The organism is Kitasatospora sp. NPDC087271 (genome assembly GCF_044744605.1).
GTDB lineage: Bacteria > Actinomycetota > Actinomycetes > Streptomycetales > Streptomycetaceae > Kitasatospora.
On record NZ_JBIUYQ010000017.1, the window covers coordinates 124343 to 139296 of the forward strand.

The 14954-nt window shown below is 72.4% G+C and carries 13 protein-coding genes; 7 read left to right on the forward strand and 6 right to left on the reverse strand.

All coding sequences use genetic code 11. From position 1 onward, the window contains the following. The first annotated feature begins 296 nt into the window (after positions 1 to 296). The 3 genes from ACIO9K_RS26325 to ACIO9K_RS26335 all read left to right on the forward strand — a co-directional run bounded on the left by ACIO9K_RS26325 (position 297) and on the right by ACIO9K_RS26335 (position 3086). Positions 297 to 1364, forward strand: coding sequence for an alpha/beta hydrolase (locus ACIO9K_RS26325; RefSeq protein WP_371516734.1), 1068 nt, complete (start codon positions 297 to 299; stop codon positions 1362 to 1364). Between the two features lie 294 nt (positions 1365 to 1658). Next, positions 1659 to 2450: a hemerythrin domain-containing protein gene (locus ACIO9K_RS26330; protein ID WP_363580900.1), complete on the forward strand. Its 792-nt coding sequence runs from the start codon at positions 1659 to 1661 to the stop codon at positions 2448 to 2450. Between the two features lie 228 nt (positions 2451 to 2678). Then, positions 2679 to 3086: a hypothetical protein gene (locus tag ACIO9K_RS26335; RefSeq protein WP_371516733.1), complete on the forward strand. Its 408-nt coding sequence runs from the start codon at positions 2679 to 2681 to the stop codon at positions 3084 to 3086. Positions 3087 to 3225: 139 nt separating this feature from the next. Here ACIO9K_RS26335 and ACIO9K_RS26340 read toward each other — a convergent pair whose 3' ends face one another. Both ACIO9K_RS26340 and ACIO9K_RS26345 read right to left on the reverse strand, forming a co-directional pair. After that, entirely contained in the window at positions 3226 to 3789 is a 564-nt protein-coding gene (locus ACIO9K_RS26340) for a DUF1707 and FHA domain-containing protein (protein ID WP_063347333.1), read from the reverse strand. Between the two features lie 184 nt (positions 3790 to 3973). Continuing rightward, positions 3974 to 4522 carry a DUF1697 domain-containing protein gene (locus ACIO9K_RS26345; RefSeq protein WP_363622287.1) on the reverse strand — a complete coding sequence of 183 codons (549 nt, stop codon included), beginning with the start codon at positions 4520 to 4522 and terminating at the stop codon, positions 3974 to 3976. 65 nt (positions 4523 to 4587) lie between these two features. On the opposite strand from ACIO9K_RS26345, the gene ACIO9K_RS26350 reads away from it, so the two are divergent. Beyond that, the gene (locus ACIO9K_RS26350; RefSeq protein WP_363622285.1) at positions 4588 to 5058 is read left to right on the forward strand and encodes a pyridoxamine 5'-phosphate oxidase family protein; all 471 of its coding nucleotides are present in this window, start codon (positions 4588 to 4590) and stop codon (positions 5056 to 5058) included. Between the two features lie 57 nt (positions 5059 to 5115). On the opposite strand, the gene ACIO9K_RS26355 is transcribed toward ACIO9K_RS26350, so the two are convergent. Then, entirely contained in the window at positions 5116 to 5472 is a 357-nt protein-coding gene (locus ACIO9K_RS26355; RefSeq protein ID WP_363580907.1) for an arsenate reductase family protein, read from the reverse strand. Between the two features lie 192 nt (positions 5473 to 5664). Between ACIO9K_RS26355 and ACIO9K_RS26360 the strand changes: the two genes are divergently transcribed. Continuing rightward, complete coding sequence (locus tag ACIO9K_RS26360; protein WP_363580908.1) at positions 5665 to 6882, forward strand: cytochrome P450; 1218 nt, start codon at positions 5665 to 5667, stop codon at positions 6880 to 6882. Between the two features lie 232 nt (positions 6883 to 7114). Beyond that, entirely contained in the window at positions 7115 to 8212 is a 1098-nt protein-coding gene (locus ACIO9K_RS26365) for a PP2C family protein-serine/threonine phosphatase (RefSeq protein WP_400333586.1), read from the forward strand. A 243-nt stretch (positions 8213 to 8455) separates the two neighbouring features. On the opposite strand, the gene ACIO9K_RS26370 is transcribed toward ACIO9K_RS26365, so the two are convergent. Beyond that, positions 8456 to 11734 (reverse strand): SdrD B-like domain-containing protein, encoded by a 3279-nt coding sequence (locus tag ACIO9K_RS26370; protein ID WP_400333589.1) that lies wholly within the window; start codon positions 11732 to 11734, stop codon positions 8456 to 8458. Positions 11735 to 11894: 160 nt separating this feature from the next. Beyond that, positions 11895 to 13307, reverse strand: coding sequence for a type I glutamate--ammonia ligase (gene glnA, locus ACIO9K_RS26375; protein WP_063347323.1), 1413 nt, complete (start codon positions 13305 to 13307; stop codon positions 11895 to 11897). Between the two features lie 263 nt (positions 13308 to 13570). Between glnA and ACIO9K_RS26380 the strand changes: the two genes are divergently transcribed. Beyond that, entirely contained in the window at positions 13571 to 14038 is a 468-nt protein-coding gene (locus ACIO9K_RS26380; RefSeq protein WP_350885262.1) for an RDD family protein, read from the forward strand. A 125-nt stretch (positions 14039 to 14163) separates the two neighbouring features. On the opposite strand, the gene ACIO9K_RS26385 is transcribed toward ACIO9K_RS26380, so the two are convergent. Continuing rightward, on the reverse strand, positions 14164 to 14853 hold the full coding sequence (locus tag ACIO9K_RS26385) for a DUF4191 domain-containing protein (RefSeq protein ID WP_063347321.1): 690 nt from the start codon (positions 14851 to 14853) through the stop codon (positions 14164 to 14166). Positions 14854 to 14954 lie beyond the last annotated feature (101 nt).

Consider the following 14954-nt stretch of genomic DNA (forward strand, 5'->3'; position numbering starts at 1 on the left):
GCACCCCCGGACAGGTCTCGGACCGTGCTCCCCGCCGTCCGGCCCCCGCCGACCGGGGGGAGCGGTGAAGGCCTTTACCTGATCGCGAACAAACATTGGATTTCCGGTGGCCACCGCGCAACCGGGCCACCCCGGTCCACGTCATAAGATCGCAGGAAGGCGCGCCACCGCGAGGGAGGACGCGCCGCCACCCCGGGGACCGCACCAGCGCCGCGCCCCCGGCCTGTCCGGCCCCACCGGGGGGCCACAGCCCGGTCAGACGGACCGGGCGTGTCATCGGTCGGAGAGTCCTCACCGTGCTTAGGCAGTCGTCCCGTTCCCGCGCCGTCCTGACCGGCGCCGCCGTGCTCGCCCTGGCCGCCTCGCTGGCGGCCTGTGGGAGTTCCGGTGGCGGGAAGGGGGACAGCGCCAAGGCGGCCGGCACCCCGGGTGCGACCGGTACCGGCGCCACGGGGGGTTCGCCCAGCGCCGGTGGCGGCGGTACGCCCGCGCCCACCACCGCGGAGCCCGCGGCCGCCACCGGGAAGGTGCTGATGCCCACCGGTCCGGCCGCCACCCTGAGCAAGGCCCGGGACACGTCCGCCGGTCCGATCATGGTGACCACGGTGACCGGCGCGAAGTCCGGCGTCTCCGGCAAGGTCTGGGTCTGGCTGCCGCCCGAGTACAACGACCCCAAGTTCGCCAAGACCGGTTTCCCGGTGCTCACCCTCTTCGCGGGCGGCCAGAGCAACGGCTACAACACCTGGACCGACAACCAGCTGCCGATCCAGGAGGAGAACGAGCAGCTGGTCAAGGCGGGCAAGTCCCACCCGTTCATCATGATCATGCCGGTGCAGAACTTCAACAGCGACGAGCACAACGCGCTGGACTGCTCCGACATCCCGGGCCAGCCCAAGATGGGCACCTGGATGTCCCAGGACCTCCCGGACTTCGTCCGCGCCAACTTCCGCACCGTGAAGGGCCGCGACGGCTGGGGCGTGATGGGCGCCTCCACCGGCGGCTTCTGCAGCGCCAAGCTCGCCCTCCAGCACCCGGACGTCTACAAGGCCGCCGTCCCGATCGACGGCTACTACGTTCCCGACTCGGGGCTGTGGAAGGGCCACGACGCCGAGCGGCAGGCCAACAACCCCGACGTGCTGGTCGCCCAGGGCAAGGCCGACGTGAAGATGCTGGTCACCGCGGGCGGCGCCAACCCGTACGAGACCAAGCTGGTCAAGGGCTGGGTCGCCAAGGCCGCCCCGCCGGTGTCGCTGGAGTACTACGAGCAGCCCGGTGGCAAGCACCTGACCTCGGACTTCAAGAAGATGATCCCGGACACGCTGCAGTGGCTCACCAAGAACCTGGCGGGCCCGGAGGCCGACTGATCCCAGCCGTACGACGACCCGCGCGGCCGTCCGCACGACGCGCCGTACGACGACCCGCAGGCCGTGGGCCCGGGGCACCCAGGTGCCCCGGGCCCACGGCGTTCCGGCAGCGTCCGGAGGCCGGGGCGGGCGATCGCGGGGCGGCACCCGCGCAGCGCGGCTTCCCCCGCGCACATGCCTGTGACCTGCGCGTCAATCGGACATTGATTCACTTTTGATCGACTGTGAGCACCTTGGATGGGGCCGCTCCACCGGCTGGCCCCGCCCGCCCCACGACGTCGTGAAGAGAGTGCCATGCCGATCCATCTACTGCCCCAGCCGTCCCCCTCCGTGCCCGAGCAGGCGGGGTCCGGGGTCGACACCCGGGGCGCGGCCGTGCCCGTGCGGGCCGTCGGCGAGGAGCCGGCGACGGCCCGCTTCGCCGGACTGCGGCTGGTGCACGCCGCGCTGCGCCGGGACCTCGCCCGGCTGCCCAACGCCCTGCGGCTGCTCCAGCCCGGCGAGGACGACGCCGGCGAGGCGCTGCTGCGGCACTGGAGCTTCGTGACCGCGATGCTGACCTGCCACCACGAGCAGCAGGACAGCCGGATCTGGCCGATCGTGCGCCGCTTCGCCCCCGAGCTGCGGCTGCTGCTCAACTGGCTGGAGGCGGACCACCACAACCTCGACCACTCGTTCACCCGGGTCACCACGCTGGTGCGGATCGCCAGCCGGGACACCGGCAGCGCCTGGCCGGTGGCGTACGCGATGGAGGACCTGGCAGCCCGGCTGGAGACGCACCTGCGGATCGAGGAGCGCCAGTTGCTGCCCCGGATGGAGCGGGTGGTCCCGGAGGGCTCCCGGCTCGGCGGCCTGGGCGAGCTGATGGACCTGCTGCGCTCGGCGGACGGCCCGGGGACGGCGGACGCGCTGGCCTGGCTGCTGGAGGGTGTGGAACCGGCGCTGGTGGAGCGGCTGTTGGCCGAGTGCGACGACGACGTGGCCCGCAACTGGCCGCACTGGCAGGCCACCTACCAGCGCTGCATGGCGCCGCTGTGGGGCCCGGCCGGTGCGCGGGGCAGCGACCTGGGCGGTGTCGCCGACTGACCGCCGGTCCTTTTCGCGGCCCGTCGATCTACGCGCGTGGCATACCTCTGAGGCATATGCCGAGCCTTTCCGGAATCCGATCCAGCAGTTCCAACTCCCCTCGTCCCCTAGGGGATTCGACCCATCGCCCTCGGGGTCGCGATCGTTCGGGCGCTCCGGGGCCGGCCAGGGGCTGCGTACCGCCGACGGCCGATGGCGGGGCGCGTGCGGGCGCCTACCGTCGACGCCATGACCACAGCGAGCACCCCGAACTCCCACCGAACCCCTGCCCGGCGCCGTTTCGGGCCCGCCGTCCGCCGCCCGGCGCTCCTCGCCGCCGGCGCCGTCCTCACCCTCGGCGCCGGACTGACCGCCTGCGACGGCGGTGTCGCGCTCTGCCTCGACGACGACAGCTGCGACGTCGTCGTGCGCACCGATGACGCCGAGGCCTCCAAGACCCTCCAGGTCTTCGGCGGCGACCGCACCGTGAAGATGACCGTCAGCCACATCACCGACAGCACGGTCGAGGTCGTGGTCGGGGACGAACGGAAGACCGTCGGCAAGGGCGCCGAGGCCGCCGTCGGCACGGCGAAGGTCACCCTGCGCAAGGCGGACAAGGGCGACCGCTACGCCGAACTGCACGTCACCCGCGGCTGACGTTCACCGCCCGCACGCCCGCACGCCCGCACGCCCGCACGCCCGCACGCCCGCACGTTCACCGTCCGCACGCATGGACGCCCACCCGACGCCTCCCCGGTGCCCGCTCGGGTCCGTACCGACCGGCCGGGGGTGCGACTCAGTCCGAGGCGAGCCGGAACTCCAGGTTCCCGAACCGGACCTGGTCGCCCGGCCGGACCCGTACCCCGCCCGCGATCCGGCGCCCGTTCACATGCGTGCCGTTGGTCGAGCCCAGGTCGTACAGCACCCAGCCGCCGCCCTCGCGCCGCAGTTCGGCGTGCCGTCGGGACACCGAGGCGTCGTGCAGCCGCAGCCCCGAGCCGGGGAACCGACCGATCGTCAACTGCCCCGCCCCGGTCTCCGGCAGGCTCAGCCCGGGCAGCCGTTCGGTGCGCCAGGCCCGGCGCAGCCGGTCCCCGAACGCGGAGACCCGGCCGACCGTCCGCAGCAGGAAGCGCTCGACCGGGCTCCCGGTCGGCAGCCCGGTCATCGCCTCGTCCAACTCGCCCCGGCTGGTGGCGTGCAGGACGATCTCCATCCGGCCGAGGAAGGTGTCGTGCGACAGCCGTCCGCTGCCCGCTCCGTCCTTGAGCACCCCGAGCGCCTGGTCCCGTTCGGCGTCCGAGGGGCGGACCGCGCCGGAGGGCCGGACGGCGCCGGTGCGGAACTCAGGAGACGTCATGGCCCGATTGTCGGCTCGGCCGGCTCGGACTGTCCAGATCACGCCGGGTGCCGGCGCGCGGTGAGTACGTCACTGCACTCCAGACGCCCGGTGCGCCACCGCGGTTCCGGGCGGCCGGGTGGCCGGGTGGCCGGGTTGCCTGGCGGTTGGGTGCCGGGGTGGCCGGTGCGCGGATGTCAGGGGGTCAGCCCTTCCTGGCGGCCGCCAGGATCTTCTCGGTGGTGTGCAGGAACCGGGAGGTGACCGCACCTCGGTAGGCCTTGCCGAACAGTTCCCCGGTGACCCACTTGCCGTCCCGCAGGTGGACCACCACGTACGCGGCGCCCGGGTCGGCGCCGACCACCTCGTGGTCGCCCTTCGGCGAGAGGCGGGGGAGGGCGAGGTCGGCGGGCAGCGGCTCGGAGAGGAAGGCCACCACCAGCCGGACGTCGGGCGTCACCTCGACGCCCCTGAACGGCTCGGCGGCCAGCAGCGCGGCCACCTCGTCGACCGTCCGCAGCAGCGTGGGCACCGGGTAGCCGAGGGAGCGTTCCAGGTGTTCCTCGATGCGCCGGGTGAGGGCGGCGCGGTCCGGCTCGTCGGTGGTGAAGAAGACGTTGCCGCTCTGGATGTAGGAGCGCACGCCCCCGAGCCCCAACTCGGCGAAGAGCGCCCGCAGTCGCTCCATCCGCACCGTCCGGCCGCCGACGTTGATCGCCCGCAGGAACGCGATGTACGTGGTCGTGGTGGTCACTCCGACAGTCTGCCACCGACCCCTGACACCCGGCGGTTGTCGGTGCCCGGTGCCAGACTGGCGCCATGGCCACCTGGCAGGATTTCGAGCAGCAGGCACCCGAGCTGGCCCCCCTCGTGCGGGCCCGGTTCGAAGCCGAGAAGCACCACGTCCTGGCGACGCTGCGCAAGGACGGGTCGCCCCGGGTGAGCGGTACGGAGGTCGACTTCGTCGGCGCCGACCTGATGCTCGGGTCGATGTACGGCTCGGCCAAGGCTCGCGACCTCCAACGGGACGGCCGCTTCGCGCTGCACGCCCACCCGGGGGACGAGACGATGGCCGGCGGGGACTCCAAGGTCTCCGGCCGCGCGGTCGAGATCACCGACGAGGCCGAACTGTCCGCCTACGCGGCCGATCTGCCCGAGCCGCCGCCGACCGCCTTCCACGCCTTCCGGCTGGACCTGGAGCAGGTGGTGCACACCGCCGTGGGGGAGGGCCACCTGTGGATCCTCAACTGGCACCCGGGCCGGCCGGTGCAGCGGATCCAGCTGCACTGACCGGCCCCGGACACCTCGGAGGCTCCGGACACCTCGGAGACTCCGGACGCGCCGCTGCTACGGCAGGACGGACTTGACCGCCTCGGGGGTGCGGGCCACGACGGCGTGGCCGTCGTCCGCGGTGATGATCGGGCGCTGGATCAGGATCGGGTGCTCCGCCATCGCCGCGATCCAGCGGTCCCGGTCCGCCGGCTCCCGGGACCACTTCCGCATCCCCAGGTCCTTGGCGACCTGCTCGTCGATGCGGGTGATGTCCCACGGCTCCAGGCCCAGCCGCTCCAGCACCTGCTCCAGCTCGGCCGCGGTCGGCGGATCCTCCAGGTAGCGCCGCACGGTGTACTCGGCCCCGACGGCCTCCAGCTCGCCGAGCGCCGACCGACACTTGCCGCAGCGCGGGTTGATCCAGATCTCCATACCGGCAACCCTACCGAGCCGCCCGACGGCCGGGCGCCAACCCGCCCGGCCCGGCGCCCCCGCCGGACGCGCACCCGGGCCTCCGCCGGTCGAGCCCCCGGTCCGGCCCGGCGCCCCCGCCGGACGGGAACTCCGCTGCACCCTCCGGTGGTTCACGCAGCAGGAACGTGGCCTCTGGGAGGGGAGCACCGGATGGACGGCGCGGCGATCATCGAGGAACTGCTGACCAGCGAGGGCCGGGCCGACCCGTACCCGCTGTACGCGCGGGCACACGCGCTGGGCGCGGCGGTGCCCGCCGGGCCGGACACCTTCCTGGTGGCCGGCCACGCCGCGGCCGACAAGGTGCTGCGCACCCCCGCCTTCGCCGTCGCGACCGCCGACATGATGGCGGAGCTGACCCCGGAGTTCGCCGAGCACCCGTCGCTGGCGCTGTTCGGCCGCTCGATCCTGCAGCGCAACGCGCCCGACCACCCCCGGGTCCGCTCGCTGATCGCCTCGGTCTTCACCGCCCGCCGGGTGGCCGCGCTGCGCCCGGCGGTGGAGGAGGCGGTCGCCGGGCTGCTGGACGGGATGGCCGAGCAGGGCGCCGACGGCTCGCCGGTGGACTTCATGGACGCCTTCGCCTTCCGGCTGCCGGTCGGGGTGATCTGCGAACTGCTCGGCGTCCCCGAGCGGGACCGCTACCGCTTCCGCGACCTCGCCTCCGACCTCACCGTCGCCCTGGAGTTCATCGACGACCGCTCCGAGCTCACCGAGGCGGACGAGGCCGCCGACGAACTGGCCGGCTACTTCACCGAGCTGGCCGCCGAGCGCCTCGCCCGCCCGCAGGACGACCTGGTCACCGACCTGGCCCGGATCGCCGTCGACGACCCTGAGCGGCTGCCCGCCCGGGAACTGCTGGCCAACCTGGTGCTGCTGCTGGTGGCCGGCTTCGAGACCACCACCAACCTGCTCGGCAACGGCCTGGCCCTGCTGTTCCGCCACCCGGAGGCCGCCGCCGGGCTGCGCAGCGGCGCGATCACCCCGGCCGGCTTCACCGACGAGGTGCTGCGCTTCGACTCCCCGGTCCAGCTCACCTCCCGGGTGGCGCTGGCCGAGGGGCTGGCCGTCGACGGGCTGCCCGTGCCGGTCGGCAACGTGGCGCTCCTGCTGCTCGGCGCGGCCAACCACGATCCGGCCCGGTACGACCGCCCGGAGGTGTTCGACCCGACCCGCCGGGACAGCCAGCCGCTGAGCTTCGGCGGCGGCCCGCACTACTGCCTGGGCGCCCAGCTGGCCCGACTGGAGGCCGAGGTCGCGGTGCCCGCCCTGCTCGACCGCTTCCCCCGGCTGGCCCCGGGCGGCGTGCCGGCCCGGCGGGACCGCCTGGTCCTGCGCGGCTTCGAGACCCTGCCGGTGATCGTCCGCTGATGACCGTCTCGCCGCTGACCGCCCACCCGGCCCGGTTGTCGGCGCGCCCGCCGACCCGTCCGCCGGCCGGGGCCGGGTCGGTCACCGTCCGCCGACCGGCCCTGACGCCCCGCTTCCGGGCCCGGCCGGCCCCGGAAACCGGGACGTTCGGCCGTTCGTGGCCGGGTCCTCCGTAGGAGAGCATGGAGGGACGAACCGGTCATACCGACCGGTCGGCCAGGAGGACCCCACCGTGCCCGTAGCACCCCGCCCGGAGCATCCGGCGGCCGTGGAACCCCGGGCACCGCGCTGGGTGCCCTGGCTGCCGGTGCTCCTCCTGCTGCTCGACCTGGCCGCCGAGGCGGTCGTCCCGGACGCCGTCGCGGCCGGCTTCCTGCTGACCGCGCTGCCCGTGGTGGCGGCGTTCAGCTACGGCCCGGTGCTCACCGCCACCACCACGGTCGGCGCCCTGGCGCTGCAACTGGTGCTGGCCGTGCGGGCGGGCCACATCGACGAGCAGCACCACGTCTGGGTCTACATCGCCACGCTGCTCTCCGGGGTGATGGGCACCGCCCTGTCCTGGCAGCGGACCCGGCAGAACCGCACCCTGCTGCACGCCCGTACCGTCGCCGAGACCCTGCAGCGCACCGTGCTGCGCCCGGTGCCCGAGCGGGCGGGCGGTCTGCGGGTGGCCGGCCTCTACCGCCCGGCCCAGGCCGAGGTCCTGGTCGGCGGGGACCTGTACGAGGTGTGCGACACCCGCTTCGGCGTCCGGGTGCTGCTCGGCGACGTCCGAGGCAAGGGCCTCGGCGCCGTCCGTACGGTGGCCGACGTGCTCGGCGCCTTCCGGGCGACCGCGCACGACACCCCCGACCTGGTCGACCTCGCCGACCAGCTGGACCGTGCCGTCCTGCGCGACGCCGCCGACCGGGGCGACGACGAGCTGTTCGTCACCGCCGTCCTGCTGCAGTACCGGCCGGGCTCCGACTGCGTGGAGATCGTCAACCGGGGCCACATCACCCCGCTGCTGCTCACCGAGCACACCATCACCCCGGTGTCCTGCGCGGACGAACTCCCGCTCGGCCTGGCCCACCTCGGGCCCCCCGACGAACGCGGCAAGCCGACCGCCGTCGCGCTGCCCCCGGGCCACACCGTCCTGCTCTACACCGACGGTGTGAGCGAGGCCCGGGACGCCACCGGCGCCTTCTACCCGCTGGCCCCCCGCCTGGCCGCCCTCGGCACCACCTCGCCCGACCGGCTGGTCTCCTTCCTGGCCCAGGACGTCCACGAGTACGCCGGCCTGCTCGCCGACGACCTCGCCGTCCTGGCGCTGACTCCGGAGCGCCCGTAGGCCTTCCCCGGGTGAACTCCCGCAGCCCGAGCCCCCGGTTCCAGCCCTGCCCGCCTGCCCGCCTGCCCGCCTGCCCGTCTGCTCGCCTGCCCGCCTGCCCGCCTGCCCGCCTGCCCGCCTGCTCGCCTGCTCGCCTGCCCGCCTGCTCGCCCGCCTGCCTGCCCGCCTCCGACAACGCGCCAGTGGCGCCGCTGGGGGCGGCGCCACTGGTGTCGATCGGTGTTCAGTTGTCCGTCGTCGGTGTCAGCTGTGTCGTCCGGGCCGCCGGTAGACCACCGCGCACAGCGCCACACCGCCCAGGACGGCGAGGGCGCCGAGGGCGGCGATCAGCGCGTCGGGCGCCGAGCCGCCGGTGTTGGGCAGCGTCCCGCCGCTCGCCGACGGACTCGCGCTGTGGGTCGGGCCGGCGGTCGGGGTCGTACTGCCGGACCGGGTCGCGGTCGGCGAGGGGGACGTCGACGGCGTCGGCGAGGACGTCGGCGACGGGGACGACGTCGGGGAAGGCGAGGAGGTCGGGGACGGGGACGGCGACGGGGACGGCGACCCGGTGGGGGTGGTCGGCAGGATCACGCCCATGTCGAGGTCGAGGTCGCGCTGCCCTCCGCTGAGCGTGACGGTCTGGGTGATGCCGGTGGCCGGGTCGGCGTCCGAGTCCTTGGCCGGATCGGTGCCGACGCCCCGCTTGGTGACGACGGCGCCGTCGGGCAGGGTGGACAGGTCGAACTGCACCGCGTAGCTGCCGTCGGGCAGGTGGTCGAAGAGGTAGTGGCCGTTCCGGTCGGTCACCGTGGTGACCGGCTTGCCGTTCTTGTCGCGGACGGGCTGGCCGTTGCCGTCGAGCAGCTTCACCGTGACGCCGGCGATGCCAGGGTCGCCGGGCTTCTGGATGCCGGAGCCGTCCACGTCCTGCCAGACGAAGTCGCCGAGCGCGTTGTCGGAGGGCTTGGTCTGCTTGACGGCGACGCCGACCTTGGCCGGCTCGGCGGGCAGCAGCTGGCGGCCGCTGGCGTCGGTGGCGGTGAAGGCGAAGCTGTTCCAGGCGTACTCCCCGTCGGGGGCGTCCACCGAGGCGACCATGGGCCAGGTCAGGGTGAAGGCCTCGCCGGAGGCCAGGCTGCCGGGGCGGCGGACCCGGAACCAGGTGGCCGTTCCCGGGCCGGGGAAGGTGCTGCTCCAGGTGGCGCCGCTGTTGCAGCCGGTCCGGTTGACCAGGGCGGCGTCGACGCACGGGTTGGGGTCGGTGGTGTACTCGATCCCCACGGTCGGGTCGCTGGTGGTGATCGGCTGGCTCAGCGACGGGGTCCAGGCGCTGCCGCGCGGAGCGTCCTGGGTGAGGACGTAGTTGTCGCCCGGGGTGGGGAGCTTGTCGTAGGCGATGAAGTCGGTGACCGGGTCGGGTGAGTCGTTGCGGACGGTCATCCGGTAGGAGATCCGGCCGCCGGGGGTGGCGCTGCCGATGCTGACGTAGTCGGCGTCCAGGTCGCCCATGACCTCCTTGTACGAGCGCAGCACGCTCGGCACGTCCACCTGGATCCGGGAGGAGGCGTGGCACATGAGCTCGGAGGTGTCGCCGTTGCCGTTGAGGTCCAGCACGTCCGGCGTGCTGCCGCTGTCGGAGCCGGAGAACATGCAGGAGACCGGCGCGGTCGGCTGGTCGACGGTGACGTAGATGTCGTTGGTCAGCTCGCCGGAGCGGATGCTGCTGGCCACCTGGACGTCGAAGAGCATCCGGTAGGCCAGCGCGTCGTGCAGGTACGTCATGTCGGGCGCGCCGGGCGGCCATTCCATCCGGACGATCTGGCGGCCGTCCGGGCCGGGGGTGACGGTGATCGACTGTGGGGCCTTGGCGTCCGGGTAGTTCGGGTCCGGGCGGGCGGAGCCCTCGACGTAGACGACACCGGCCGGGAGCACGTCGTACAGCACGAGCGGGCGGGTCAGGTCGCGGCCGCTGCGGTTGTACGGGATCACCTGGAAGGTCGCCATGCCGCCGGGTGCGGAGAGCTCGCCGGCGACGGTGGTCTTGGCCGCGCCCAGGTTGGTCGCGGCGGTGACGGTGGTCGAGGCGCAGGCGTTGGCGGCGGAGGTGCTGGTGCCGTCGCCGGCGGTGGTGTCCAGACAGTTGGTCAGCGGGCTGGGGGCCGGGCGCCCGTCGTGGCCGGGGGTGACGACCTGGGTGATCACCTGCACCGAGTTGCCCGGGCTCCAGCCGGTCGGGATGGGGCCGTCCCAGGTGAACCTGAGGCCGTCGAGCCGGCGGCCGGCCGGGATGCCCAGCTCGTCGCGGGTCGGGTCGCCGGCGCCCTGGACGAAGGTGATCCGGCGGGCGCTGGACCCGTCCAGCGGGCTGGACGGGCTGAAGGTCAGCCAGGTCGGGTCGCCGTCGAGGCGGTACTGCAGGGTGAGCCCGATGCTGGTCGGGTTCCACGGCTCCAGCTGGAGGGACTGCGGGAAGAGCCAGTTGTACAGGCCGTCGGTGGTGCCGGCGCCGGGGTCGGTCATGGTCAGGCTGGTGGCCGGGCCGGAGGTGTTGGTGGCCGACAGGCTGAAGGAGTCGAGGTCGCCGGAGACGACGCTGTCGCGCCACACCTTGCTGGCGGTCACCATCACACCGGTGGCCGGGGGCCGGAACTGACCGGTGGTGGTACTGGCGGTGTCGAGCTCGCGCTCGGCGTCCGGGCCGATCGGGTCGCCGTACAGGTCCACGGTGTTGTCGGAGGTCGTCCCGTCCGGGAAGTCGGCCTCCGGGTAGTTGACGACCAGCACACCCGGCAGTTGGCAACCGCCGCGGCCGTTGCCGGAGCGGAACTCCCCGATGTCGTAGCCCCAGGTGTTGGGGCCGGGCGCGACCTGGCTCCAGCCGGGCGAGCGGCCGGTGTCCACCACGGCGCCGGGCGGCAGGGTGTCCAGCAGCCGGCTGGTGTCCAGGTCGACGTTGGGCACCAGGTCGGTGGCGCAGGCGCTGAACTGGTAGGTGACGGTGCGCCCGTCGCTGCTGGAGGTCTGGATGCCCTTGGTCACCGTGTACTGCGGCTGCACCTGGGCCTTGGTGTCGGCGGTGGCGGTCTGGCTGGGCTCACCGGTGGCCGTCATGGTGGCCGAGTTGGTGGAGGCCGCCCCGTCGGGGGTGGTGAAGTTCGGGTACTTCATCGTCACCGTGATGGTGGCGGTGGTGCCCGGGCTGAGGTCCTTGAGCCTGATGTCCATGGTGCCGCCCATCGCGCCCGCGGCGGGCACCGTGGAGGCGGCCTGGTCCACCGAGGAGGGGTCGGGCGTCCAGCCGACGAACTGCATGTTCGACGGCAGGGTGTCGGTGATCCGCCCATCGGTGCACTCGGTGATGGAGCAGGTGTACCGGAGGGTGTAGGTGACGTTCTCCCCCGGGGAGACGGTCGCCTTGTCGACGGATTTGGTGAAAGAGATCGCGGCCTGGGCCGGTGGCGCCAGCACGCTGCTGCCGAGCAGCGAACCGGCCAGCAGGGCCAGCACCGAGGCGATCCGCCCGGTCCGGAAGTGAATGCGCATCTCGGAAGTTCATCCGACCGTCCGACCGTCCCTCCCCCGACGCAACGCACAACCCCACACTTTCACCCGATCGGCCCCACTCACCGAGAGGGCCCCGCCGCGCTCGAGAAGAGCGCGACGGGGCCCTGAACAGGCTTCGTGCCCGCACCGGCAACCGCGATTAGAGGTCGTAGTACAGCTCGAACTCGTGCGGGTGGGGGCGGAGGGCGATGGGGGCGATCTCGTTGGTGCGCTTGAAGTCGATCCAGGTCTCGATCAGGTCCGGGGTGAAGACGTTGCCGGCGAGCAGGTACTCGTGGTCGGCTTCCAGGGCGTCGAGGACGGCCGGGAGGGAGGCGGGCACCTGCGGGACGTTGGCGTGCTCCTCGGGGGCCAGCTCGTAGAGGTCCTTGTCGACGGGCTCCAGCGGCTCGATCTTGTTGCGGATGCCGTCGAGGCCGGCCATCAGCATGGCGGCGAAGGCCAGGTACGGGTTGGAGGAGGGGTCGGGCGCGCGGAACTCGATGCGCTTGGCCTTGGCGTTGGAGCCGGTGATCGGGATGCGGATCGCGGCCGAGCGGTTGCGCTGGGAGTAGACGAGGTTGACCGGCGCCTCGAAGCCCGGGACCAGGCGGTGGTAGGAGTTCACCGACGGGTTGGTGAAGGCCAGCAGCGAGGGGGCGTGCCGGAGCAGGCCGCCGATGTAGTAGCGGGCGGTGTCGGAGAGGCCGGCGTAGCCCTGCTCGTCGTAGAAGAGCGGCGAGCCCTCGGTCCACAGCGACTGGTGGACGTGCATGCCCGAGCCGTTGTCGCCGAAGATCGGCTTGGGCATGAAGGTGGCCGTCTTGCCGTTGCGCCAGGCGACGTTCTTGATGATGTACTTGAACAGCATCAGGTCGTCGGCGGCGTGCAGCAGGGTGTTGAACTTGTAGTTGATCTCGGCCTGGCCGGCCGTGCCGACCTCGTGGTGCTGGCGCTCGACCTCGAGGCCGGACTTGGCCAGTTCGAGCGACATCTCGGCCCGCAGGTCGGCGAAGTGGTCCACCGGCGGGGTGGGGAAGTAGCCGCCCTTGTACTTGACCTTGTAGCCGCGGACGTCGCCCTCGGCGGCGCCGGAGTTCCAGGCGCCGGCCTCCGAGTCGATGTGGTAGAAGGACGCGTTGGCGCTGGTCTCGAAGCGGACCGAGTCGAAGACGTAGAACTCGGCCTCGGGCCCGAAGAACGCGGTGTCGGCGATGCCGGAGGAGGCGAGGTAGGCCTCGGCCTTCTTGGCGACGTTGCGCGGGTCGCGGCTGTAGGCCTCGCCGGTGACCGGGTCCTGGATGAAGAAGTTGATGTTGAGGTGCTTCTCGACCCGGAAGGGGTCGAGCCGAGCCGTGGCGAGGTCCGGGACCAGGGCCATGTCGGACTCGTGGATGGCCTGGAAGCCGCGGATCGACGAGCCGTCGAACATCAGGATCTCGGACGGGTCGAAGGTCGCCGCAGGTACGGAGAAGTGCTGCATGACGCCAGGCAGATCGCAGAAGCGGACATCGACGAACTTCACGTCGTTGTCCTGAATGAACTGCTTCACTTCGGCGGCGTTGTTGAACATCCATCCTCCTCGGCGTGCGAATGGGGCTCACCCTAGGAACGGGCCGTTTCCGGCCGGTGACCCGGTCGTTTCATAAATGTTAACCACGCCCGCCGATCGGGTGGCAAAGATGTACGGGACGGGGCAAAACGTACCGCCGTCAGGCTCGGCTCTCCACAAGTGGTCTGGACCACTTGGAAAGCTCCGGCGGCACGATTCACCCGCCCGTGGCGTTCGGGGGAGCCGGTGGCGGTCCGGACGGGTCGCCCGGTTAGTGTGGATTCGTGGACACCAGAGAAGCGTTGGGATCGTGGATCGACGGCCCGAAGGCGGCCGCCGAGAAGATGGGAGCCGACTTCGGCTTCCGCGGCGAGCGCCTCGGCCTGCCCAAGGAGGGCCCCGGCTCGATCGCGGGCCCCGGCCGCCGGATCGGCGCCCTGTTCGTGGACGGCTGGCTGGTCGCGCTGATCGCCTACGGGCTGATCGGCAAGGGCAGCCCGGCCGAGGCGAACCTGTGGACCAGCCCGCTCTACTTCCTGGTCGCGGCGGTGCTGCTCGCCACCACCGGGACGACCGTCGGCAAGCGGCTGTTCGGCCTCCGGGTGATCCGCCTGGACGGCGGCCGCGCGACCATCCCGCAGGTGCTGCTGCGCACCTTGCTGCTCTGCCTGGTGGTGCCGCCGCTGGTCTGGGACCGTGACACCCGCGGTCTGCACGACAAGGCGGTCGGCACCGTCGAGGTCCGGATCTAGTCGGGATCTGTCGAGGCCCTGACCCGGTCCGGATCCAGGGCCGGACGACCTTGCCGCACAACACTGAACGGCCCCGCTGCGGGATCTCCGCGGCGGGGCCGTTCAGTGTTGTGGTCGGGGGAGCGTCAGCGGGCCTGGCCGCCCTTGGGCATCCGGGCACCCTTGGGCATCGGGCCCTTGGGGATCGGCGCCTTGGAGAGCAGGTCGCCCAGGGCGCGCAGACGGTCGTTGGTCTCGGTGACCTGGGACGCGGTGATGGCGCGGGGCAGTCGCATCAGGTGGATCTGCAGCTTCTTGAGCGGGATCTCGCCCTCGCCGGTACCCACCACGATGTCGTGCACCGGCACGTCGCCGACGACCCGGGCCATCTTCTTCTTCTCGGAGGCCAGCAGCTGGCGCACCCGGTTCGGGTTGCCTTCGCCGATCAGCGCGATTCCGGCCCGGCCCACCGCACGGTAGACCGCGTCCTGGTTGCGGGTGACCGCGACCGGGGTGGAGTTGGAACTCCAGCCGCGTCGGATGTTGTTCAGCACCGCCGCAACGGCGCCCGGCTGCCCTTCCATCTGTCCGAACGCCGCGCGTTCGGCCCGGCGCCCGAAGACGATCGCCATGGCCAGGAAGGCCACGATGAAGCCCAGGATGCCCAGGTAGATCGGGTGGTCGATTGCGAAGCCGATGGCGAGGAACACGCCGAAGGTCAGCAGGCCGACGCCGGCGATGATCAGGCCGATCTTGGTGTCGACCTTCTTGGTCATGGTGTACGCCAGGCGGATCTGCTTCAGTCGCCCGGGGTTCTCGGATGTTTCCCTCGCCATAACGCTCATGGTACGTGGCACGGGTACGGGATAACCAAGCCCGGGTACCCGTTCGCCTCGATCCGTGACTCGTGTGCCCTGTGCCGTCGCACACAGCGACC

Excerpts from the sequence above, each read along its gene's own strand:
- ACIO9K_RS26385 (WP_063347321.1), bottom strand. The coding sequence starts at position 14,853 with ATGGCGAGGGAAACATCCGAGAACCCCGGGCGACTGAAGCAGATCCGC.
- glnA (WP_063347323.1), bottom strand. The coding sequence starts at position 13,307 with ATGTTCAACAACGCCGCCGAAGTGAAGCAGTTCATTCAGGACAACGAC.
- ACIO9K_RS26360 (WP_363580908.1), top strand. The coding sequence starts at position 5,665 with ATGGACGGCGCGGCGATCATCGAGGAACTGCTGACCAGCGAGGGCCGG.
- ACIO9K_RS26350 (WP_363622285.1), top strand. The coding sequence starts at position 4,588 with ATGGCCACCTGGCAGGATTTCGAGCAGCAGGCACCCGAGCTGGCCCCC.
- ACIO9K_RS26355 (WP_363580907.1), bottom strand. The coding sequence starts at position 5,472 with ATGGAGATCTGGATCAACCCGCGCTGCGGCAAGTGTCGGTCGGCGCTC.
- ACIO9K_RS26340 (WP_063347333.1), bottom strand. The coding sequence starts at position 3,789 with ATGACGTCTCCTGAGTTCCGCACCGGCGCCGTCCGGCCCTCCGGCGCG.
- ACIO9K_RS26335 (WP_371516733.1), top strand. The coding sequence starts at position 2,679 with ATGACCACAGCGAGCACCCCGAACTCCCACCGAACCCCTGCCCGGCGC.
- ACIO9K_RS26370 (WP_400333589.1), bottom strand. The coding sequence starts at position 11,734 with ATGCGCATTCACTTCCGGACCGGGCGGATCGCCTCGGTGCTGGCCCTG.
- ACIO9K_RS26330 (WP_363580900.1), top strand. The coding sequence starts at position 1,659 with ATGCCGATCCATCTACTGCCCCAGCCGTCCCCCTCCGTGCCCGAGCAG.